The sequence below is a fragment of the Vibrio sp. 10N.222.54.A3 genome, from assembly GCF_041474095.1.
In the GTDB taxonomy this organism is placed as follows: Bacteria; Pseudomonadota; Gammaproteobacteria; order Enterobacterales; family Vibrionaceae; genus Vibrio; species Vibrio crassostreae_C.
Genome location: NZ_JBFRTN010000037.1, coordinates 16,654 through 39,216, shown reverse-complemented (window position 1 = coordinate 39,216; position 22,563 = coordinate 16,654). Strand labels below are relative to the sequence as shown.

Annotated in this window: 15 protein-coding genes; 8 read left to right on the top strand and 7 right to left on the bottom strand. The window is 45.4% G+C overall.

Annotated elements, in window-relative coordinates:
• Window positions 1-21 precede the first annotated feature (21 nt).
• Window positions 22-2,355 carry a patatin-like phospholipase family protein gene (locus AB4507_RS09200; RefSeq protein WP_372158435.1) on the top strand — a complete coding sequence of 778 codons (2,334 nt, stop codon included), beginning with the start codon at window positions 22-24 and terminating at the stop codon, window positions 2,353-2,355.
• Window positions 2,356-2,627: 272 nt separating this feature from the next.
• Window positions 2,628-5,216: a bifunctional aconitate hydratase 2/2-methylisocitrate dehydratase gene (acnB, locus tag AB4507_RS09195; protein ID WP_017072021.1), complete on the top strand. Its 2,589-nt coding sequence runs from the start codon at window positions 2,628-2,630 to the stop codon at window positions 5,214-5,216.
• A 78-nt stretch (window positions 5,217-5,294) separates the two neighbouring features.
• Here the strand turns inward: acnB and AB4507_RS09190 are convergent, their stop codons facing one another.
• From AB4507_RS09190 to AB4507_RS09180, 3 genes are all read right to left on the bottom strand, one after another.
• On the bottom strand, window positions 5,295-6,428 hold the full coding sequence (locus tag AB4507_RS09190) for a glycerate kinase (protein WP_017059424.1): 1,134 nt from the start codon (window positions 6,426-6,428) through the stop codon (window positions 5,295-5,297).
• A 16-nt stretch (window positions 6,429-6,444) separates the two neighbouring features.
• Window positions 6,445-7,710 carry a GntP family permease gene (locus AB4507_RS09185; protein ID WP_017059423.1) on the bottom strand — a complete coding sequence of 422 codons (1,266 nt, stop codon included), beginning with the start codon at window positions 7,708-7,710 and terminating at the stop codon, window positions 6,445-6,447.
• Window positions 7,711-7,837: 127 nt separating this feature from the next.
• A complete protein-coding gene (locus AB4507_RS09180) occupies window positions 7,838-8,992 on the bottom strand; it encodes a sugar diacid recognition domain-containing protein (RefSeq protein WP_372182569.1) in 1,155 nt (384 codons plus the stop codon).
• Between the two features lie 131 nt (window positions 8,993-9,123).
• Between AB4507_RS09180 and AB4507_RS09175 the strand changes: the two genes are divergently transcribed.
• The 6 genes from AB4507_RS09175 to AB4507_RS09150 all read left to right on the top strand — a co-directional run bounded on the left by AB4507_RS09175 (window position 9,124) and on the right by AB4507_RS09150 (window position 15,533).
• Entirely contained in the window at window positions 9,124-9,492 is a 369-nt protein-coding gene (locus AB4507_RS09175; protein ID WP_019824378.1) for a YacL family protein, read from the top strand.
• A 238-nt stretch (window positions 9,493-9,730) separates the two neighbouring features.
• Window positions 9,731-10,069, top strand: coding sequence for a P-II family nitrogen regulator (gene glnK / locus AB4507_RS09170; protein ID WP_004738200.1), 339 nt, complete (start codon window positions 9,731-9,733; stop codon window positions 10,067-10,069).
• Window positions 10,070-10,096: 27 nt separating this feature from the next.
• A complete protein-coding gene (locus AB4507_RS09165) occupies window positions 10,097-11,326 on the top strand; it encodes an ammonium transporter (RefSeq protein WP_017059420.1) in 1,230 nt (409 codons plus the stop codon).
• Between the two features lie 295 nt (window positions 11,327-11,621).
• Window positions 11,622-12,635: a Fe(3+) ABC transporter substrate-binding protein gene (locus AB4507_RS09160; protein ID WP_017059419.1), complete on the top strand. Its 1,014-nt coding sequence runs from the start codon at window positions 11,622-11,624 to the stop codon at window positions 12,633-12,635.
• A gap of 244 nt (window positions 12,636-12,879) precedes the next feature.
• A complete protein-coding gene (locus tag AB4507_RS09155) occupies window positions 12,880-14,505 on the top strand; it encodes an iron ABC transporter permease (RefSeq protein ID WP_017059418.1) in 1,626 nt (541 codons plus the stop codon).
• Complete coding sequence (locus AB4507_RS09150) at window positions 14,505-15,533, top strand: ABC transporter ATP-binding protein (RefSeq protein ID WP_065584918.1); 1,029 nt, start codon at window positions 14,505-14,507, stop codon at window positions 15,531-15,533. Before AB4507_RS09155 ends, AB4507_RS09150 begins: the two co-directional genes overlap by 1 nt.
• Window positions 15,534-15,683: 150 nt before the next feature.
• On the opposite strand, the gene AB4507_RS09145 is transcribed toward AB4507_RS09150, so the two are convergent.
• The 4 genes from AB4507_RS09145 to AB4507_RS09130 form a co-directional block, all read right to left on the bottom strand.
• Window positions 15,684-17,096: a phosphoglucomutase/phosphomannomutase family protein gene (locus tag AB4507_RS09145; RefSeq protein ID WP_371724358.1), complete on the bottom strand. Its 1,413-nt coding sequence runs from the start codon at window positions 17,094-17,096 to the stop codon at window positions 15,684-15,686.
• 74 nt (window positions 17,097-17,170) lie between these two features.
• Window positions 17,171-19,576, bottom strand: coding sequence for a GH36-type glycosyl hydrolase domain-containing protein (locus tag AB4507_RS09140; RefSeq protein ID WP_017066806.1), 2,406 nt, complete (start codon window positions 19,574-19,576; stop codon window positions 17,171-17,173).
• 127 nt (window positions 19,577-19,703) lie between these two features.
• Window positions 19,704-21,665 (bottom strand): beta-N-acetylhexosaminidase, encoded by a 1,962-nt coding sequence (locus AB4507_RS09135; RefSeq protein ID WP_372182568.1) that lies wholly within the window; start codon window positions 21,663-21,665, stop codon window positions 19,704-19,706.
• A 12-nt stretch (window positions 21,666-21,677) separates the two neighbouring features.
• On the bottom strand, window positions 21,678-22,562 hold the full coding sequence (locus tag AB4507_RS09130; protein ID WP_372182566.1) for a BadF/BadG/BcrA/BcrD ATPase family protein: 885 nt from the start codon (window positions 22,560-22,562) through the stop codon (window positions 21,678-21,680).
• Between the last annotated feature and the right edge of the window lies 1 nt (window position 22,563).

The following is a 22,563-nucleotide window of genomic DNA, read 5'->3' as shown; positions in this document are numbered from 1 at the left end:
ATGACAAGGACAGTTAAAATAATGATTTCTCGTTGGTTAGTGAGTGGCTTAGGTGTTGTCGGTACTGTGATCAGTTTTCAGCTGTTTGCATCCACCGCGACACAGATTGATCAATCTCAGCAGGCTGAACAAGCTCATAAAAGGCCAACCGTTGCTGTCGTTCTTGCTGGTGGTGGGGCAAAAGGTGCAGCTCACATTGGTGTGCTTAAAGCTCTAGAAGAGATGCAAATCCCGGTTGATTACATTACCGGTACCAGTATGGGCTCATACGTTGGTGGTCTTTATGCGACAGGGATGAGCGCAGACGAGATCGAGAGCTTTATTTATACGGTTGATTGGAATCGCGGTTATCGTGATCGCGTTAACCGTAGTGATCGCCGTGTACGTGACAAAGAATATGAAGACCGCTACCAACTGAACACCGATCTCGGCTTAGGTTGGGGCGAAATCAAAGCAAGGAAAGGGGTGGTGCAAGGCCAGAATATGTTGCGTATTCTGCGTGAGACCACGGGTAATCTATCCTCATTCGATTCTTTCGACCATCTTGCTATCCCATACCGTTCAGTCGCAACTGACATTATCGAACTTGAAGAGGTGGTCATCGATCATGGCCACCTTGTTGATGCCATGATGGCGAGTATGTCAGTACCCGGCGCGCTTCCCCCTTATTCCTTAGATGGTCGAATGCTGGTTGATGGTGGTGTCACCAATAACATGCCCGTCGACGTAGCCAGAGCGATGGGCGCGGACATTGTCATTGCGGTGGATATCAGTACCAACTACAAAGGCAAAGATGATTTCACGAATTTTCTAGCCGCAGCTGACCAACTCTCTAATTATCTTGTTCAACGCAGCACCCAAGAGCAAGCTGAAACTTTAACAGACGATGATGTCTTCCTGCGCCCAGATGTTGGGGAAATGGAGACGACAGAATTTGATAAAATGCCATCGGCTTTCCTCGCGGGCTATGAAGCTGCTAAGCAGCATACTGATGAACTTTCTAAGCTATCGCTCTCAAATGCCGATTATCAGCATTATATCGAGGACAAACAAAAAGCGCGCAGACAGCTAAAACACGGCGATAAGACCGTCGTTGACCGAGTTGTTATCAATAACAATACCCACTATTCCGATAAGCTGATCGAAAACCGTTTAAACCTTGATTCAGGTGAGATTCTGAAGACCAGTGAAATTGAATCTAAAGTACAAGACCTCTATGCGCTAGATAGATTCGAGTTGGTGACTTATGAATTTGACACGGTAGATGGCGAGGAGCAACTGCTGGTCGATGTGAACGAAAAATCTTGGGGGCCAAACTACCTCAACTTTCGATTCTTTCTTGAAGATGATTTCTCTACTACAAGCCAATACTCGCTCGGTGTCTCAGCCAACTTTACTGATATTAATAAGCATGGTGCAGAGCTAAGAACCAATATCGAGATGGGAACGGACAAGCGAATTGAAGCGGAACTTTACTCGCCATTCTTTTCGAGTCAAAAGCTGTTTACTTCGGCATCGGTTGTTTACAGCAAAGAGAACAGAAACCTACCCGCAGATATTGATGATATTGAAGAACCGACACTGGACGTAACGAAAGATTATCTCCCTATGACGTATAGTGAATATGTCGGTGAATTGGCATTAGGCTATCAACCAACCTTGTGGCAGGAGCTGACATTTGGTGTTCGTTATACAGATGGGGATGTTGAGGTTTCTTCGTTACCTTCATTGGGCAGTGGTGGCTACAAGCGTATTGGTGGCTTCATGGGTTACCGACTGGATACTTTGGATAATTTCAGCTTACCGACCAAGGGTTACTTTGTCGATTTAGAGTACCTCGTTTCTCATGATGATTTTGATAATGACAGCTCTCTTGGTGAATCGGATTTAACGTCTGAGAGTGATACGGTTTATGAGTTTTCGGCCAATTTCATGGCAGCAAAGAGTATTGAGAAGCATACTTTAGTCGCAAAGCTGGATTACGGTATTGTAGAGAGCAAAAATTCGATTTTCCCTATTGATCCCAAAGAGCTTGGTGGCTTCTTAAACCTGTCAGGTATTCCAAGGAATAGTATGATTGGTCAGAACTTGGCTTACACCAGCCTTATTTATCGTTATAAGTGGTTTGAAAATGACTTCGGCCTTTTTAAATCACCATTCTACGTGGGCGCATCCATTGAGCATGGTGGTGTTTGGTCGAACAATGATTTGAGTATTGATGAAGCGCCAATGTACACCGCGGGTTCTGTTTTCGCGGGTGTTGATTCTCCAATCGGGCCGATCATTTTAGCTTATGGCCGAACCGAAGATAATTTCGATTCGGTGTATCTGATTGTAGGTACGTCCTACAAATAATCATGCGCAGAGTCGCCATTTAAGTGCGTAATTAGGCAAAAATAGTGGGACTTTCGTCTTAACTTGCTATGTTGGTCAAAATGATAAGATTTTAATTTAACGTTAAATTTGCTATTCTACCGCCCACAGTTTGGCCTCTATGACGCCGCTCATCAATACAAATTGAATGACAAAAATGGCAATGGAGAGCCAAGTTTCCAAGGATGTTCACTTCTTTATTTTACTAACAATTATGAAGGAAAGAAGTGAACCGCAATGAGAGGAAAAAAGTCGTGCTTGAAGCCTACCGTAAACACGTCGAAGAACGTGCTGCCGAAGGAGTTGTTCCAAAACCACTAGATGCTGAGCAGGTAGCTGGCCTAGTTGAACTTCTGAAGAATCCACCTCAAGGTGAAGAAGAAATCATTCTTGACCTACTAGAAAATCGCATTCCACCGGGTGTAGATGAAGCTGCTTACGTAAAAGCTGGCTTCCTTACGGCTATCACTAAAGGTGAAGTAGCTTCGCCACTAGTAAGCAAAGCAAAAGCTGCAGAACTGCTTGGTACCATGCAAGGCGGTTACAACATCGAATCTCTAGTATCTCTACTAGACGATGCTGAGCTTGCTCCAATCGCTGTTAAAGCGCTATCTCATACTCTACTGATGTTCGATGCGTTCTATGACGTAGAAGAGAAAGCGAAAGCTGGCAATGCTGCTGCACAACAAGTACTTCAATCTTGGGCTGATGCTGAATGGTTTACAGCGAAAGATAAAGTAGCAGAAAAAATCACAGTAAAAGTATTTAAAGTCACTGGTGAAACGAACACCGATGACCTATCTCCAGCGCCTGATGCATGGTCACGTCCTGACATCCCAGTACACGCGAAAGCGATGCTGAAGATGGAACGTGATGGCATTACTCCTGATGAACAGGGTAGCGTTGGTCCAATCAAACAAATTGAAGAAATGCAAAAAGATGGCATTCCACTGGCTTACGTTGGTGATGTTGTTGGTACAGGTTCTTCACGTAAATCGGCAACAAACTCAGTACTTTGGTTCATGGGTGAAGATATCCCATTCGTACCAAACAAGCGTACTGGCGGTGTTTGTCTTGGTGGTAAAATTGCACCAATCTTCTACAACACAATGGAAGATTCAGGCGCACTACCCATTGAACTGAACGTACAAGACATGAACATGGGCGATATCATTGATATCTACCCGTACGAAGGTGTTGTTCACAAGAACGGTTCTGTGATCTCAAACTTTGAGCTAAGCAAAGTACTTCTTGATGAAGTGCGTGCTGGTGGCCGTATTCCACTGATCATCGGTCGTGGTCTAACGGGTCGTGCTCGTGACGCTCTAGGTCTAGCTGAAACGGATCTGTTTGCTAAACCAATCGATCCATCTGCATCTGATAAAGGCTACACGCTAGCTCAGAAGATGGTTGGTAAAGCATGTGGCGTTGAAGGTGTTCGTGCTGGTCAGTACTGTGAACCTAAAATGACGACAGTCGGTTCTCAAGATACGACCGGTCCTATGACTCGTGATGAGCTTAAAGATCTGGCGTGTCTTGGTTTCTCTGCAGACCTTGTAATGCAGTCTTTCTGTCACACATCGGCATACCCTAAACCAGTCGATGTAAACACTCACCATACGCTACCTGATTTCATCATGAATCGTGCGGGTGTTTCACTTCGTCCGGGTGATGGCGTTATCCACTCATGGCTAAACCGTATGCTTCTTCCTGATACTGTAGGTACAGGTGGTGACTCGCATACTCGTTTCCCTCTAGGTATTTCATTCCCTGCGGGTTCTGGCTTGGTAGCATTTGCTGCAGCAACAGGCGTTATGCCTCTTGATATGCCTGAATCTATCTTGGTTCGCTTTAAAGGTGAAATGCAACCGGGTATCACGCTACGTGACCTAGTACATGCCATTCCTCTTTACGGCATCAAGCAAGGCCTACTAACGGTAGAGAAAGCCGGTAAGATCAACGAATTCTCTGGTCGTGTACTAGAAATTGAAGGTGTTGAGCACTTATCTGTTGAGCAAGCATTTGAGCTTTCTGATGCATCTGCTGAGCGTTCTGCTGCAGGTTGTACCGTTAAGCTTTCTGAAGAGTCTATCTCTGAGTACTTGAACTCGAACATCGTGATGCTGAAGTGGATGATCGCTGAAGGTTACGGTGATGTTCGTACGATTGAGCGTCGTATTACAGCAATGGAAGAGTGGCTAGAGAACCCTGAGTTGCTATCTGCTGATTCAGATGCGGAATACGCGCACGTTATCGAGATTGATCTTGCTGACATCGATCAACCAATCCTATGTGCACCAAACGATCCAGATGATGCTCGTCTTCTATCTGACGTTCAAGGCACTGAGATTCAAGAAGTGTTCATCGGTTCTTGTATGACGAACATCGGTCACTTCCGTGCTGCAGGTAAGATGCTAGAAGAGTTTAACGGCTCGCTAAATACTCGCCTATGGGTGGCTCCGCCAACGAAGATGGATAAAGACCAACTGACAGAAGAAGGCTACTACGGCATCTTCGGTCGTGCTGGGGTACGTATCGAAACTCCTGGCTGTTCACTATGTATGGGTAACCAAGCTCGTGTTGCTGATGCTTCGACGGTTATGTCGACGTCAACGCGTAATTTCCCGAACCGCTTAGGTAATGGCGCGAACGTTTATCTGGCTTCTGCTGAGCTTTCTGCTGTTGGCGCGATTCTAGGTCGCATCCCAACGAAAGAAGAGTACTTAGAGTACGCTGAGAAGATTAATGCAACCGCTGCTGATACATACCGTTACCTGAACTTCCATAAAATGGGTCAGTACACGGAAAAAGCAGACACGGTTATCTTCCAAGAGCCTGCGTAACGTCTGATTTTGTTGTAAATATAATTAAGGCCGCTGTGAATAGCGGCCTTAATTGCTTTTAGCATACAGAGAGCTCGATTAGTGCTTAATCGTATACATTGCTGCAACATTGCGAGCAGTAAGTTCAATATTTTCAGCCGCTTCAGCCAAAGCTGTCGGCAAGTCTACTGAACGGTTCACTACCGCAAATACCGCGTCGATACCATGCTCATGAACCACACCACAATCACTGGCTAGACAGCCGGCAATACCGATGACAGGCAGTTTATGTTTTTTGGCTGTGCGAGCGACACCAATCGGTGTTTTGCCATGAATGGTTTGGCTATCAATGCGCCCCTCTCCTGTAATCACAAGATCAGCATCTGAGACTATTTCATCTAAATTGACGGCGTCCATTACGATGTTAATACCAGGGCGAAGCTCCGCATTTAACAGGCCAACAAGTGCCGCGCCTAGACCGCCTGCCGCGCCAGCACCAGGGAGATCAATGACATCGACGCCTAACTGGTTTTTCATGATACTGGCATAATGAGCAAGGTTAGCATCTAACAGCTCAACCATTTCTGGTGTTGCGCCTTTTTGCGGACCGAATACTTGTGATGCCCCTTTTGGTCCGCATAATGGATTATCGACATCACAAGCGACCTCTAAGCGTACGTTTTGTAGGCGTGGGTCGAGGTTGGTGAGATCAATGGTTGTCAGTTTTGACAGTTCACCACCACCAAACACCAGCTCGTGACCCTCTGCATCTAGCATACGAATGCCTAGCGCTTGAGCCATTCCTAAGCCACCATCATTGGTCGCACTACCACCAATGCCAATAATAATATGCTCAACACCTTTATCTAATACGGCTTTGATCAACTCACCCGTACCATAGGTAGTGGTTTTTAGTGGATTACGTTGTTCTGGAGAGACTAAATCTAGGCCGGAAGCGGCCGCCATTTCAATAATGGCAGTTTTACCGTCACCGAACATACCGTAGAAGCCTTCGACAATTTCACCTAATGGACCAATCACTGGATGTTGGATGATAGAGCCATTGGTCGCATCCACCAGAGATTGTACTGTGCCTTCACCACCATCAGCCATTGGTAATTTTACGTATTCGGCGTTTGGTATTAGCTGTTTAAAGCCATCTTCAATCGCTTGAGCAACGCCCATTGCTGATAGGCTTTCTTTATATGAGTCAGGAGCAATTACAATTTTCATTTTGATACCTTTAAACTTAAACAAACAGACCAAATACACCGAAGATCATTACTGAGACGAAGGCGATAACAAGACCGACCGCTGACTCATAAGGGATGAGTTTTAGACGTTCATGAATACTCATATGTACCGCACCACCCGTGGCATGGAAGAAGCTACCATGTGGCATATGGTCAAGTACTGTCGCACCAGAGTGGATCATTGCTGCGCCTGCGAGAGCTGGAACACCTAGCTCAAGAATGGTGCTGGCAAATACATTCGATGCCACTACTGTTCCGGCAGTTGTCGATGCGGTTGATAGTGCCATCAGTGCGCCAGAAAACGGAGCAAGTAAGTAAGAAGGCAGCCCAGACATCGTCAGCACTTCAATCAGATCAGCTTTTAGTCCTGAGTTAGCAATGATGCCTGCAATGGTTCCTGTGCCCAGTAGCATTACAGCAACCGGTGCCATACGTGACAAGCCTGAAACCGCAAAGCTATTGGCTTGTTTGAAGCGACCCATAGCCAGTGCACCCAGCAATCCACCCAAGGGTAATGCAATTAGAGGATCAACATTGATATCAGCGAGTGGTCGCAGCGCGAGTAGGGCAATAGCCACTAACGGTGCAACGATTGAAGAAGAAAAGCTTGGCAGTGAACTTTGATCCGCTTTGACCACTTCACTTTCCGCTACTTTTGAACCTTTATTGACGAGGCGCTTTGCCAAGAAGTAGGCGAAAAGCAGCCCAAATAGACCCGGAATCACGCCTGCAGCCATCACAGAGGTTAACGGAACATTGAACGCATCAGCCGCCGCAATGGCATTTGGGTTAGGCGACATGACATTACCTGCTTTACCGCCGCCCACCATCGCCAAAAGGATCGCGGTTTTAGAAAGGTCTGCGCGGCGAGCAATAGCCAGTGCAATAGGAGAAACCGTGATAACGGCCACATCAACGAAAACGCCAACAGCGGTTAAAATCATGGTCGCAATGGCAAGAGCAAGTAAGGCGCGAGTTTCGCCTACTTTTTTGATGATGGATTCTGCAATCGAGGTAGCCGCCCCTGATTCAATTAGTACGCCGGCCAACACACCAGCGGCGAGAATTCGCATCACTGAAGTGACGATCCCTTGGGCACCACCTATCATTAACTCAACGGTTTCGGTGAGAGAAACGCCGCCAACCACGCCGCCAACCAAAGCACCGATGATCATGCCGTAGGTGGGTGGCACTTTTTTAAGAATGAGCGCGATAGCAACAATCAATGCTGAAAGTGCGCCAAGAGTTGAAACTTCAATCATGTTCTATTTCCCAGATAACGATGTGTCATTTTCGGCAAATATAAAGATATAGGGTTGGTAAGTCTTTGTCATTCTCTACAAATAAGTGCTCAAATTGGTCCTTTTAAATTGTGCAGCTGCACATTTTTTAGCTCGACCAGTGGAATAGATTTATTGCAATGTAGAGTTGAAATAGATCGTCTATATTGTTGATATTTAATGATGTTATTTGGTTTATCTTGTCTGTTCGATAGCGTAGCGTATTGCGATGGATATGTAGTTCGTTACAGGTGAGAGCTGAATCACAGTTCTGTTTTAAATATGTCTTCAAAGTTTTGATCAGTATCCCTTTACTGTCCTGTTGTTGAAGATGTAGGTAAGACTGCTCCAGTTGCTCACGAATCCATGGATCTTGTAACAGGCTACTCATAATGGCCGGCAGTCGATAGTCTTGATAGAAAAACATGTCTCCGGGGCGGTTACCGACACTGCGGATAGTGAGCTCAGCGGTATCATATGAGCGTGCTAAACCAGAAAGTCCGGTAAAGTAATCCCCAAGCGCAATCTTGATTTGAAACTTAGCTTCTTTCTTTATTCTTTTGAGTAGCAATTTCACGCGCTTGGCTTCTGCATCCTTGGACCAGCTGTTCCCTATCAGGGTTATAGGCTTGAGTACCACCACTTCGTTTTGTGAAACAGACAAGATACCGACTAAATTATCGCGCTCGGGATATTCAAGTAAATGTACTAATTGCTGTAAGTTTTCCAATGAAGGCGCAGTGTCTCCTATCGGTAACACCTTGACGATGGCGGCAATCCGCGGTTGTGCAAGGTCGAGATCCAGACGCTGTGCGATGGATTGCAGTTGCATGTCATTAAGCGTGCTACCTCGGATTAATTGCAATACCAATTCTTCACGATGCCTCTTATTCCATTCTACTTGAGACATAAGTACAGCTTGTTCAACAATAAGCTCAGCGGTCATCTTCACCAGCTCACCAAAATGATGAACTTGCTGCAGTGTCCCAGAAACCCCAATCGCCCCAATGACATTATCCTGAAATAGAATCGGTAAATTAACTCCAGGCTTAACCCCTTTTAGGTGTTCGGCAGTGGCTTCGTCAATATTAACGACTCGTGATTCGGTGATGGCAAGTACCGCTCCTTCATGTTTTTGGTATAAGCGAGTAGGATCACTGGATCCAATAATGCGACCTTTATTATCCATCACATTAATCGAGTGTGGGATGATCTTCATGGTTCGTTCGACAATTTGTTTGGCAATCATTTCGTTCAACTGCATAGAGCCCTCCTCTTCATTGACTGTGTAGGTTGGATCGTAACGATAAATTCGTCAATACGCTCGTTTCTGACAAGACAATGGTATACTCAGAAATAGTATCGCTTGAGTATTAATGCAGTATAGGTTGAGTTATGGAGTTTGAATTTACTAGAAACACTCTAATGGGTGAATACTATGTGAAATGCAGCATGGGCCATGAGATTGTTGGCCGTTGGCTTCAAGAAGAGATCGGTAAAGATAAGCAAAAATTAGATCATGTGATGGCGTTGATTGAGCAATCTCGACAGGACTTGAGCAATGAAGTGACGTTGCTTGGCAAAGAGATTAGCCTTGCGATTAATGAAGACGAAGTAACGATTCAAGAAAACGTGTTAGCGCATGAGCAAGAGATGGAAGAGGGCAGTGAGTTCGACTTCTATAACTGTGAAAGCCAAGCAAGCTGTGGAATCGACGATTTCGAACTGCTCATCGAACGCTGGATGGATTTTTTAGGTTACTAGTCCTAAGACCTATTTGTTAGTCATTCAGAGCTTTGAAGGCTCCGTTGCCCAAAACTGGAGCAATAAGAGCATCGCGCATTAAGATAGTGAAAAGGCTGCACCATGTTGGTGCGGCCTTTTTCGTTATTACGACCTTATTATCTTCATCTTATTTAAAATCAAGCACTTAACTTTTTGGCACGCTACTTGGATTGTAATAAGAGAATTAACGGATTAAGTAAGAATTTAAGGAACGAATATGAAATTAATAAATGCCATTGTTAAGCCATTCAAATTAGACGATGTACGCGAAGCGCTCTCTGATGTGGGTATTGAAGGTATGACTGTTTCTGAAGTGAAAGGCTTTGGTCGTCAGAAGGGACACACTGAATTGTATCGTGGTGCAGAGTACCAAGTGGATTTCCTACCAAAGGTGAAGCTAGAGATTGCTACCCAAGCTGAGAATGTTGACCGAGTTGTTGAAGCGATTAGCCAAGCGGCACACACCGGAAAAATCGGCGACGGCAAAATTTTTGTGTATGACCTAAGCCAAGCCGTACGAATTCGTACTGGTGAAATGGATGCTGAAGCACTTTAAAGAATTACAAGGACTGGAGACTTTAATATGGAACTTACAACAACAGTAACGGAACTGCGTTACGCACTAGACACTTTTTTCTTCCTCATTTCAGGTGCGTTGGTAATGTGGATGGCAGCAGGCTTCGCGATGTTAGAAGCTGGCCTAGTTCGTTCAAAGAACACCACAGAAATTTTAACTAAGAACATCTGTTTGTACGCAATTGCTTGTACAGCTTTCTTAGTGGTTGGTTACAACATCATGTATGTCGACAACGGTGAAGGCGGTTGGTTGCCATCATTTGGTACTCTAATTGGTACACAAGGTGAAGGCGCAGATCACTCTCTAGAATCAGACTTCTTCTTCCAGGTAGTATTCGTTGCAACAGCAATGTCTGTAGTATCTGGTGCGGTTGCTGAGCGTATGAAGCTTTGGTCATTCCTAATCTTCTCTGTAGTACTAACAGCGTTCATTTACCCTGTTGAAGGTTATTGGACTTGGGGCGGTGGTTTCCTATCAGAAGCGGGTTTCAGTGACTTCGCAGGTTCAGGTATCGTACACATGGCTGGTGCAGCAGCAGCGTTAGCTGGTGTTCTACTACTCGGTGCTCGTAAAGGTAAATACGGTAAGAACGGTGAAATCTACCCGATTCCTGGTTCAAACATGCCACTTGCAACGCTAGGTACATTTATCCTTTGGTTCGGTTGGTTCGGTTTCAACGGCGGTTCTCAACTGATGGTTTCGGATTTTGAGAACGCAACAGCAGTAGGTCAAATCTTCCTTAACACCAACGCAGCAGCAGCAGCAGGCGCAATTGCAGCACTACTAGTATGTAAAACAACTTGGGGTAAAGCAGACCTAACAATGATTCTTAACGGCGCGTTAGCTGGCCTAGTAGCAATCACTGCAGACCCTCTATCACCATCACCTCTATTTGCTGTAGCGATTGGTTCGGTATCTGGTGCATTGGTTGTATTCAGCATCATCGCACTAGACAAAGCTAAGATTGATGATCCAGTAGGTGCTATCTCTGTACACGGTGTATGTGGTTTCTTCGGTCTAATGGCTGTGCCACTAAGCAACGCTGATGCAACGTTTGGTGCTCAGCTAATGGGTGCAGCAGTCATCTTTGCATGGGTATTCGGTGCTAGCCTAGCAGTATGGGCGGTGCTTAAAGCAACAATCGGTATCCGAGTAACGGAAGATGAAGAACTTGAAGGTATGGACATGCACGATTGTGGTGTCGGCGCTTACCCTGAGTTTGTATCAGTAAAATAATCAACAGTCGTCGCCTAATCTGAATGGGTTAGGTTGGACAAAGAAAGCCCCGCAACTCTTGTTGCGGGGCTTTGTTGTATTTACGGTTGCACAATATATAAACACGAACGTTGAAGTTAGGCTCATTGTTTAAGGGGAACGACAAGACACAAAGTTGAAATGGTTTGTTACAAAAGTGAGAGTTTGAATGGTCTGAGTAGACGGATTTTTTGTTGGTCGTCATTGTAATTATGTTAATGATGAATATAATAACGCAACTGATAGACATTATCATTTCGATATAAAGGATTTTACAATGAAGAAACTGCTAACACTTTCAGCTCTAGCGTGTGGTGTAATTGCCCCGACAGCAATGGCTGCGGAAGAAGTAAACGTATACTCTTACCGTCAACCTTTCCTTGTTGAGCCAATGTTCAAAGAGTTCACAAAAGAGACTGGTATTAAAGTAAACGTTAAGTTTGCTAAAAAAGGTTTAGCAGAGAAGTTAGCTCAAGAGGGTGAATACAGCCCAGCTGACGTTGTCTTAACTGTAGATATCAGCCGTCTATCTGAATTAACTAAACAAGGTCTAGTTCAATCTGTAGAGAGCGATGTACTTGAAAAGAACATCCCAGCTCAATACCAAGATACAGATAACGAGTGGTTCGCTCTAACAACTCGTACACGTAGCGTTTATTCTTCACGTGACCGTGTTGGTCGTCTAGGTGAAGAGTTCACTTACGAAGATCTAACTAAGCCTGAATTTAAAGGCAAAATCTGTACTCGTAGTGGTAAGCACCCATACAATGTTTCTCTAGTATCTTCGATGATTGCTCACAAAGGTGAAGCTGAAACGAAAGAATGGCTAGAAGGCGTAAAAGCAAACCTAGCACGTAAGCCTCAAGGTAACGACCGCGCGCAAGTTAAAGCGATTAAAGAAGGTCTATGTGATGTTGCTCTTGGTAACAGCTACTACCTAGGTAAGATGGTTAATGATAAAGAGCAAAAAGCTTGGGCTGACTCTGTTTACATTAACTTCCCTAACCAAGAGACTACAGGTACTCACGTAAACATCTCTGGTATGGCAATGGCTAAATACTCTCCAAATGAAGAGAATGCCGTTAAGCTGATGGAATTCCTATCTGGTGACACAGCACAAAGCATGTACGCAGAAGTGAACTACGAATACCCAGTGAAAGCAGACGTTAAACCTTCTGAGCTTGTTGCTTCATGGGGCGAGTTCAAAGCGGATACTATTTCTCTAGACGAAATTGCAAACCACCACGCGGCTGCAATCAAGCTATTAGACGAAGTTAAGTTCGATCTATAATTTATTACGGTAGGCTTCGGCCTAAGTAAAATGACAACCTCAAGTCGCCATTTTGGCTACTTGGGGTTGTTTGTTATTGGAAAATCACTTTTTGATACAAAGCACCCCGTTGATCCCTTGAGTTATTAGCATCTCACCTTGAAGTCATTAGAGTATATGGGTATAAATAACCCCACCATTAAAAGGATATGAGATGTATTTGCAAATGCATTTGTGTTTCATTAAGCCTCGTTGTAGTTAGGCGATGAAAGAAAAGAATTATTTATGGAACACCAGTAGCGGCATTATTGCTGTATTACTGGTTTTACCGATCTTAGCGATTTTTACGACGGCTGTTGGAGAAACAGATGAGCTATTTTCTCATCTGATGTCCACAGTGATGCCTACCTATGCCTACAATACGGTGGTTTTAGTCATAGGAACCATGTTCCTGTCTTTAGTTTTTGGTATTCCGTCGGCTTGGGTTATGGCAATGTGCCGTGTTCCGGGAGAGCGTGTTTTGCAGTGGGCACTCGTCCTGCCATTAGCAATGCCAGGCTATATTGTTGGCTATATCTTTACCGATTGGTTCGACTTTGCCGGCCCTGTTCAGGTTCTACTGCGAGATCTTACTGGGTGGGGACCCGGTGAGTATTGGTTCCCAGATATTAGAACCTTATCCGGCGCTATTATTGTTCTGTCTCTCGTTCTCTATCCTTATGTTTATTTGCTGTGCCGCGCGGCATTTATGGAGCAAAACGTCTCCTTATTACAATCTGCTCGTTTGCTAAAATGCTCGCCTTGGGAAAGCTTCCGTCGTATCTCCTTACCACTTGTTCGTCCATCAATGGCGGTCGGTTTATCGCTTGTTGCTATGGAGACCATCGGTGACTTTGGTACCGTGAGTTACTTTGCGGTAAATACTTTAACGACTGCGGTTTATGATACTTGGCTAGGCTACTCAAGCTTAACGGCAGCTGCGAAAATATCGGCAATCATGCTGGTTATCGTGATCCTACTGTTGAGCTCAGAGCGATACAGTCGCCGTAAGCAGAAGCTATTCCAGAATCAGTTCAGCAGCCGCGAAGATTTTCGTTACGACCTTTCTGGTTGGAAAAAATGGCTGGCACTATTCTGGTGCTGGGGATTAGTTTGCGTTGCGTTCTTATTCCCTCTTGGCCAGCTCATTATTTACGCCTACAAATATTTTGCTCAAAGCTGGACCCCTGAATTCAGAGAATATGCCATCAACAGCCTTTACGTTTCGGTAGCTGCTGCGATTATTGGCGTGATTATCGCGATGATTGTTAACTTTAATCAACGCGTTAGTCCGAGTAAGAAAAATCAGGCTTATATGCGTCTCGCTTCGATGGGCTATGCCGTTCCAGGCACCGTGTTAGCGATTGGGGTGATGGTACCTGTTTTGTTCATGGATCACTTGGTCAATGACATTGCGAAAGTGATGGAGTGGGGGCGACCTGGTTTGATCTTCTCTGGCTCCATGTTCGCGCTAATTTTTGCCATGGTCGTACGTTTCTCTGCAGTGGCAATTGGCAGTATTGAAAGCAGCTTGAGTAAAGTATCCCCTTCATTGGATATGGCCTCAAAAACCATGGGTTGCAATACCAATCAGATGTTACGCCGTGTTCATTTACCTTTGATTAAACGTGGCGCATTGATCGCTGGCTTATTGGTGTTTATCGAATCAATGAAAGAGTTGAATGCGGCCTTGCTGCTGCGTCCTTTCAACTTCGAGACATTGGCGACTTATGTTTATAACTATGCCTCAGATGAGCACCTAGAATTGGCGGCGATGCCTGCTGTATTATTGGTGTTGGTGGGTTTAATTCCTCTGATCATCGTAAACCGTTCCTTGGAGCAGAAAAACTAATGAGTTGTGCATTATCAATTAAAGATCTGACTTGTAAGTATGAGTCGCAAACCATTTTGGAAGCGCTCTCGTTAGAAGTTGAGCATGGTGAAATTGTTTGTCTTCTTGGTGCGAGTGGCTGCGGTAAAACGACCTTACTGAAGGCGATTGCAGGCTTACTTCCATTAAGTAGCGGTGTGATGAGTTTGAACTGTCAAACCATTGATGATGGCGAGAATTGGTTGCCACCAGAGCAGCGTAACATTGGTATGATTTTCCAAGATTACGCCCTGTTTCCGCATCTGACGGTAAACCAGAATGTCGGCTTTGGCTTGAAAGACCTTTCTGAGCAGCAAAAGAAAGACAAAGTTCAAGAGATGCTGGAGCTGGTTCACTTAGGTGAGTTCGGTGACCGCTACCCACATCAACTTTCAGGTGGTCAACAGCAGCGTGTCGCTATTGCTCGTTCTTTGGCGTACAAGCCAGACTTGCTACTGTTAGATGAACCATTCTCAAACATCGATACTCAGGTTCGTCATGAGCTGATTTCTCAGATTCGCAAGATTTTTAAGAAGCAGGGTGTTACAGCTATCTTCGTAACTCACAGCCGTGAAGAAGCGTTCGCATTTGCAGATAAAATGGCAGTAATGAACCATGGTGTGATTGAGCAGTATGGTTCGGCATCTGAGTTGTATTTCCATCCTTCAAGTAAGTTTGTTGCAGACTTTTTGGGTGGCGGTAGCTACCTCAATGCACAGCGTATTTCGGAGCATGAATTTGAAACCAGTTTGGGTATGGTTGAAGCCAAACCGCAAACGGAGATTGAGTTCGGCAATACATGTGAGCTTCTGCTAAGGCCCCAGCATATCCAAGCAAGTTACGAGCAAGATAGTGCTATTTCGGTGCTAGAACAGCAATTTATGGGTGATCACTGTCGTTATGTAATCGAAGCGCATGGTCAGAAGTTATTAGCAACCTCGTCAGAAGCACTTGAAGTGGGTATGCCGGTCAACGTAAAAGTCGATACCAAAGGCGTATTGGCTTTTTAAAGAGATATAACGCGATACTAATCGTTACAAGAATCGCGATAAAAAAGCCCAGCACTTTAATCAAAGTACTGGGCAAGAGTTCTTCACTTATAGGCTTTAACAAGGCAGTGATTTGTTAAGTCCCATACAAAACTGCTGCACTCTATAAGCCTATAGAGAGAGGAAGTCTTTCACTTTTTGAAGAACACGTTCTGCAGTGTCTTTATCTTCCATTTCTGCGAAGATTCGTAGTAACGGCTCTGTTCCTGAGAAGCGAGCAATCACCCAGCCGCCATTCTTGAAGTACACCTTGGCACCATCTTCATAGCTTACTTTTTCAATTTCGTATTCAAATTCAGGCAGTTGCTTCTCGACGTAGATCTTAGTGTAAAGCGCTTCTTTCTCTGAAGGTTTAAACTTACAATCGCCTTCTGCGGTGTAGGCATAGCCATATTTAGAGTAAATCTCATCAAGTAATTCAGACAGCTTCTTGCCTGTCACACTGATCATCTCAACCAGTAAGCTTGAAGCAAATACGCCATCCTTACCTTTGATATGACCACGAATGGTTAAACCCCCCGAACTTTCGCCGCCAATCAGAGAGTCATCGGCCTCCATTTGTGAGCTGATGTGCTTAAAGCCTACAGGAACCTCAAAGCTCTTCTCACCATGATCCGCCGCGACTTTATCCAGTAGATGTGTGGTTGCGATGTTACGAACGACAGAGCCCTTCCAACCTTTGTATTCCAGCAAGTAGTAGTAAAGTAGGAGTAGTACTTCGTTAGGATGAATGAAGTGACCTTTCTCATCGATGATTCCCAAACGGTCGGCATCGCCATCAGTACCAATACCAATGTCATAGCCTTCTGCTGCAACTAAGTGCTTCAAGCGATAGAGCGTTGCTGCGCTAGGAGAAGGCATTAGGCCACCGAAGTCTGGGTTTTTACCATCGTTGATTACGTCGACATCACAACGACCGTTGATAAGAACCGTTTGCAGAGCGTTTTTCGCCACACCAAACATTGGGTCGATCAGCACGCGTAGATTCGCTTTCTTAATCGATTCAATATCGATGGCATTAATGATGGAATCAACAAAGGCGTTCATCGGGTTGATGATTTCGATCTCTTTGTCATTCAACGCTTGCTCGAAATCGACACGAATAATATCTTCGTTGGTCAGTGTTGCGATTTGCTGTTCGATCTTCTCTGTGATGATCTCATCAGCATCACGGCCACCTTCAATGAATACCTTGATGCCATTGTAATCGGCTGGGTTGTGAGAGGCGGTAATACACGCCGAGTAGGTGCATCCCATCTCTTTTGCTTGGAACATCACGATAGGAGTTGGAACAAACTTATCGATGAAGCTTACTTTGATGTTGTTGGCTGCCAATACTTCAGCAAACCAACATGCGGCTTTATCGGAAAGGAAACGACGGTCATAGCCGATCACAAACCCATTCTTGGCTGCATCTTCGTTGTTGATGATGTTAGCGAGTGCTTGCGCTACCAAACGGACGTTTTCTCTAGTGAACTCCTCACCAATGAAAGCGCGCCAGCCACCTGTACCAAATTTAATCATTAGAAAATCCTTTTAGTCTCATTGTCTCAAGCCTGTAAAGACTTGAGACAAGAGCTGTTCGTTAAATTGCGTGACTAGCCTAGAACAACGACAACATCGTTCACGCTGCCTTCTGCTTGTACTGGGATAGCGCCTTCAACTGATTCACCATTGATAGTGATAGAGGCAACGCCTTTGCTTACTGCATTCGGGTTTTGCACTGTGATGTTGTAAGTTGCGCCACGCCATTGACGAGTAACCTCGAATTCTGGCCAATCAGTCGGGATACAAGGATCAACCGTTAAGCCTTCAAAGCCTGTACGAACACCAAGAATGAAGTTGGTTACCGCGAAGTAAGCCCAACCAGAGGTACCGGTTAACCAAGGGTGGTTTGCACGGCCGTGGTCTTGGTGATCTTTACCCATGATGAACTGCACGTACGAGTATGGTTCTGCGTAACGCGTTTCAATCATGTCGTTTTGGTTGTATGGGTTCAGTGCGTCATAGAATTTCATCGCACGGTCACCACGGCCTAGTTTCGCTTCTGCTACCCAGGCCCATGGGTTAGGGTGAGAGAAGATTGCGCCGTTCTCTTTTACGCCTTGGTAAACGCGAGTTACGAAACCGATATCATCGTTTGGTGTTGCAAATGAAGGAGAGTTTAGGTGTAGGCCGTATTCTGAGAAAAGGTTCTCATCAACAGCGTCCATCGCTTTCTCACCGCGTTCTTGAGATACAGCACCAGATAGAACGGCTAGCGTGTTTGACTCAAGGTGTACACGACCTTCAGCTTGTTGAGCGGTACCGATCTTGTCGCCATTTTTAGTTAGACCACGGATGTACCAGCCGCCTTCGTCATCCCAAAGGTGCGTTTCACACGCTTCGCGAACGTTAGCTGCCATTTCAGTGTATTTCGCAACATCAGCATCGTTATTACGGAACTTAGCAAGATCTAGGAATTCTTGTAGCGCCCAGAAGTGTAGGAATGAAACCATTGAAGATTCACCACCACCTAGGTTCAAACAGTCATTCCAGTCAGCTCGAAGACCTTTACAGATACCCGTTTGACCCACGTATTCAGCAGAGAAGTTCAGTGCCGCTTTCATGTGTTCATAAACTGTCGCCTCGCCACCGTCTGCGTATGGAATCACTTCATCGAAGAAGTCGTGCTCACCGGTTTCCATTACGTATTTGATAATGGTCGGAACGATCCATAGGTGGTCATCAGAACATGTGTCTTCAATGCCGTGGATCTTGTCGTCATCTGACGGTGTTGGAACAACTGTTGGTGATTTTGATGGCTCAACGTCGGCTTTCTCTGGATCGAACCAGTCAGGATCGAACAAGTGTAGACCGTAGCCCGCTTTCACTTGGCCGCGAAGCAGGTCGATAATACGTTTCTTGGTCATTTGTGGGTTGGCATGGGGTACTGAAATAGCATCTTGAGCCGTATCACGGTAACCAAGACCAGTACGACCGCCAACTTCGATGAATGATGCAAAGCGTGACCAAACCACACAGGTTTCCGCTTGGTATAGCGTCCACGTGTTGATCATTGTGTCTAAGCCTTCGTTTGGCGACTTAACTTGGAATTTGTTGCAACGCTCGTCCCAGTGATCTTTGATGCCTTGGAAAGCGGCGTCTACGTTTGCTGTGTCTTGGTACTTCTCACGTAGGCGTTCACCGTTGCCTTTACCGATACCGAGTACATACGCAAAGCGAACTTCTTCACCGGGTTGAATCGTAAATTGCTTGTGCAGAGAACCACAATGGTTGTAACAAGTTTGAGCGCTGTTAGAACACTTACCGTTTTCAACCGCAATTGGATTTGCTTCATCACGGTACATACCAAGGAAGTTGTCACGTTGGCCATCGTAGCTGTCTGGTGAGAAAGTTGAAGCTAGGTAGTAGAAGCCTTCAAAGTCGTTAGTGTTGTAGTACAGGTCGTATTCCAGAACACCTTCTTGGTAAGACGTGCCCGCAGAGTACAAAGACATCTGATGGTTTTGATTGTCTGATTGAATATGGCTGAAAGAGAACTCAACAAACGAGAAAGTGCTGATAGTACGTGGCTTGTCAGTGTTGTTCTTTAATACAACGTCCCAAACTTCTGCATCTTCACCCTTAGGTACGAATAGCGTCTTGGTTGCGGTAATGCCGCTGTATTCACATTTGAATTTTGAGTATGACAGGCCGTGACGAACTTCGTAGTTCGCTTCATCTAGGCTCTTTGCCACTGGTTGCCAAGAGATAGACCAGTAATCACCTGTCTCATCATCACGCAGGTACACATAGTGTCCAGGACGGTCAAAGGTGCCGTTTGGACGGAACTTAGTAACACGGTTGTATTCCGGAGAATTGTAGAACGAGTAACCGCCCGCATTGTGCGAAATCACGGTACAAAACTTTTCAGTACCTAGGTAGTTTGTCCAAGGTGCTGGTACATCAGGGCGAGTGATGACGTATTCGCGATTGTCGTTATCGAAATAGCCGTATTTCATTGTCATTTCCTTTTTAACAAACTGCATCTATGCAGCTAATTTTTAAATAGTGATGCTGAGTCGTATCTAACTGAGCACCTTAATTTGAGTCAGCAACCACTCGATATGAGTGTCGCTTTGGTTTGTTTTATTGAGCTTTCCAAGGGTTGCGATAATCAACATTGAGTTTGTCGAGTAATGGCAGATGCCCCTTTAGGCGAGATAGGTAATCTAGCCAGTTTCGGTTGTTTTTATGTGTCCAACATCCTTCAGCTAAAGCGCTAATTCTTGGGAATACCATGTAATCCATACGCTTTTGGTTGGTGACGATCTCACACCATAGAGCACACTGAATTCCGCGGATCCGCTTACGAATTGGGTCGGTGTCGGATACCTCAGCAAGTGCTTCGTAGGTATAAGCTTGTTCTAATGGGATAACGGCAGCCCAATCTACGCCCGGTTCTTCCGGTGCATAATCTTGGGTCATGTCGAGATAGGTAAACTGTGCAGGTTGCAACACCACATCAAAGCCTTGGCGAGCGCAATTGACAGCCGCTTCTTCACTGAGCCATGAGTAGATGATGGTCTCTTTACTCACTTTGTCGCCGTGCTGTGCTTCTTCCCAGCCGACCATGCGTTTGCCGAGTTGCTTAAGCTTGTTTTCGGCATAGCGGAATAGGTGGCCTTGTAGGTCTTTGCTGTCTTGGTACTGGTGTTCTTTCATCAATGCTTGAGCAGCAGGGCTGTTGGTCCACACACCGGGTGGCACTTCGTCTGCACCCATGTGAATCAATTCGCTCGGGAATAGCTCTGCGACTTCTTCAATAACTGCATCTAGAAATTGGTAAGTACCGGGCAAACCTGGGTTTAGTACATTGTCGTTGTAGTGCTGAATGCTCTTGTATTGAGTGGTATCCGCTTGCTCTACCAGCATGTCAGGCAGTGATTTGATTGCGGCACGGCAGTGTCCCGGAATATCGATCTCTGGGATCACCGTGATGCTGCGTTGCTCTGCGTATTCAATGACTTCGCGAATCTGTCGTTGTGTGTAGAAGCCGCCATAGTTGTCCGCAATGTGGGTATATTGCGGCTCTAGTGCATGATCAGGGCCACGCCAAGCGCCAATTTCTGTTAGCTGTGGCAGGCTCTTTATCTCAATTCTCCAACCTTCATCGTCAGTTAGGTGCCAATGAAATACGTTGAACTTGTAGTGCGCCAGTTGATTGATTAAACGCTTCACTTGCTCTACTGAGTGGAAGTGACGAGCGCAGTCCAACATCATGCCGCGGTACTTAAAGCGCGGTTGGTCGGCTATCTTGCAACATGGTAGAGAGAAGTTCTCTGCGTCCAGTTGTTGAACTAGTTGAATCAAGCTTGCCACAGCGTGTGTAAAGCCCGACTGGCTGCCTGATTCAGCAATAATCTGTTGTGCAGTGATGGTCAGTTTGTATTCGGCTTCATCTAACGTCGGGTTGCTGCGAAATAGAATGTTGCCGCTTTCGTCTTTTGAAAGTTCAGCTGAAAGCGCGGTCGAAAGAGACAGCTCAAAGGTCGAGAGCAACTCTTGCTGGAACCAAGAGACTGCCTTATCAGCAAGATGAGATTGAACCTCAATTCTGCAGTCGTTATTTAGCGCGAAGTTACTTAGCGCGAAACTACCTTGCTGAAATTCGATCTGATTAGGCTGAGGAATCAATGCAATCTCAGCAGCGTTAACTTCAGGTATTTGATTGCGTTCACGGTATGGCGAAGCCAGTACTATGGGTGATATCGCGACAGGCAGTACCGATGTTTCTCCATCATTATGTGACTGGATAAAGGCATCGTTAAGGCCATCAGAATAGAAGCGGAATGGTGCGCTTTGAATACTGAATTCAAGGTAGTAATGGTTGTTGGCCTTTAACACTGACGAACTTGGTGTGAATGAGCAAAAGCTGCCAACTTGAGTCAGCTCTCCTTGCGATAAACTCTCTGGAAGGATGAAACGATCAAATGCAAAGTGCAGAGACCAACCTTTTACGTCGAGGTCACTTAAGTTATGTACCGTAAGGCCAAATCGGCAGTTATTTTTTTGTTCAGAAAGAACAGCTAAGTCGATGCGATAATTCATATAACTTCCCTGCTAAGCCTGTTGATACAAGTTGTGTTGTGGTTTTCCGGCAAACATCAATGCGCCTTCAATAGCGTCGAATTGAGGTTTAACGATCCATTGTTGTATTGGTGGTGATAGCCAGTTGAGAATACGCTCAGCGATACTTCCCATTAAGCACACCTTGTCAGCGCCTTTTCGATGCAGTGCTAAGACAAACATTTCGATATCAGCCGCGGTTTGCTTGAGCATATCGATAGCCAGTTCGTCACCTTCGTTAGCGAGTTGAAAAATAACTGGTGAGAATTGACCGTAATCCTTTGGAATAGCACCTTTTGACCATTCGACAATGGCATCCACATCATTATTAAAGTGATTCATCACATGTAGAGTCAGCGGGGTTTTGTTGCGAATACCGTCTTCTGCAAGCAAGACTTGTTGAATCAAACGTAAGCCCATGACTGCGCCGCCGCCTTGATCTGAAATCGGAAATTCACGACCGCCAACCACATATTGCTCACCGTCTTTTAGGAAGATACCGCAAGAACCCGTACCACCGATCATGATTGCGCCGTCTTGGCCATTGTGAGCACCAATGCAAGCGCCATAAGCGTCGGTATTTAGTGTCATGCTTGCGAAAGGGTGTGGTTGAGCCATGAAGTCGAACCATGCTGATTTTTGCTCAGCGCCAGCCAGCGCTAGGCCAACATGCATATTTGAAAAATGGTCTGAGTTGAGTTGCCCTTGTTGTGCCGCTTTTGTGATGGCATCAATAATTGAGCTCATCGCAACATCAACACCCAAAAGGATGTTGCCACTGCCACTTTTCGCTTCACCAATCAGTTTGCCTTGAGCGTCACGAATACGAGCACGACAAGAAGTACCACCACCATCAATACCGACGTAGTAAAGAGTCATT

Excerpts from the sequence above, each read along its gene's own strand:
- AB4507_RS09200 (WP_372158435.1), top strand. The coding sequence starts at position 22 with ATGATTTCTCGTTGGTTAGTGAGTGGCTTAGGTGTTGTCGGTACTGTG.
- AB4507_RS09190 (WP_017059424.1), bottom strand. The coding sequence starts at position 6,428 with ATGAAAATTGTAATTGCTCCTGACTCATATAAAGAAAGCCTATCAGCA.
- AB4507_RS09185 (WP_017059423.1), bottom strand. The coding sequence starts at position 7,710 with ATGATTGAAGTTTCAACTCTTGGCGCACTTTCAGCATTGATTGTTGCT.
- AB4507_RS09180 (WP_372182569.1), bottom strand. The coding sequence starts at position 8,992 with ATGCAGTTGAACGAAATGATTGCCAAACAAATTGTCGAACGAACCATG.
- AB4507_RS09175 (WP_019824378.1), top strand. The coding sequence starts at position 9,124 with ATGGAGTTTGAATTTACTAGAAACACTCTAATGGGTGAATACTATGTG.
- glnK (WP_004738200.1), top strand. The coding sequence starts at position 9,731 with ATGAAATTAATAAATGCCATTGTTAAGCCATTCAAATTAGACGATGTA.
- AB4507_RS09165 (WP_017059420.1), top strand. The coding sequence starts at position 10,097 with ATGGAACTTACAACAACAGTAACGGAACTGCGTTACGCACTAGACACT.
- AB4507_RS09160 (WP_017059419.1), top strand. The coding sequence starts at position 11,622 with ATGAAGAAACTGCTAACACTTTCAGCTCTAGCGTGTGGTGTAATTGCC.
- AB4507_RS09155 (WP_017059418.1), top strand. The coding sequence starts at position 12,880 with ATGAAAGAAAAGAATTATTTATGGAACACCAGTAGCGGCATTATTGCT.
- AB4507_RS09150 (WP_065584918.1), top strand. The coding sequence starts at position 14,505 with ATGAGTTGTGCATTATCAATTAAAGATCTGACTTGTAAGTATGAGTCG.
- AB4507_RS09145 (WP_371724358.1), bottom strand. The coding sequence starts at position 17,096 with ATGATTAAATTTGGTACAGGTGGCTGGCGCGCTTTCATTGGTGAGGAG.
- AB4507_RS09140 (WP_017066806.1), bottom strand. The coding sequence starts at position 19,576 with ATGAAATACGGCTATTTCGATAACGACAATCGCGAATACGTCATCACT.
- AB4507_RS09135 (WP_372182568.1), bottom strand. The coding sequence starts at position 21,665 with ATGAATTATCGCATCGACTTAGCTGTTCTTTCTGAACAAAAAAATAAC.
- AB4507_RS09130 (WP_372182566.1), bottom strand. The coding sequence starts at position 22,562 with ATGACTCTTTACTACGTCGGTATTGATGGTGGTGGTACTTCTTGTCGT.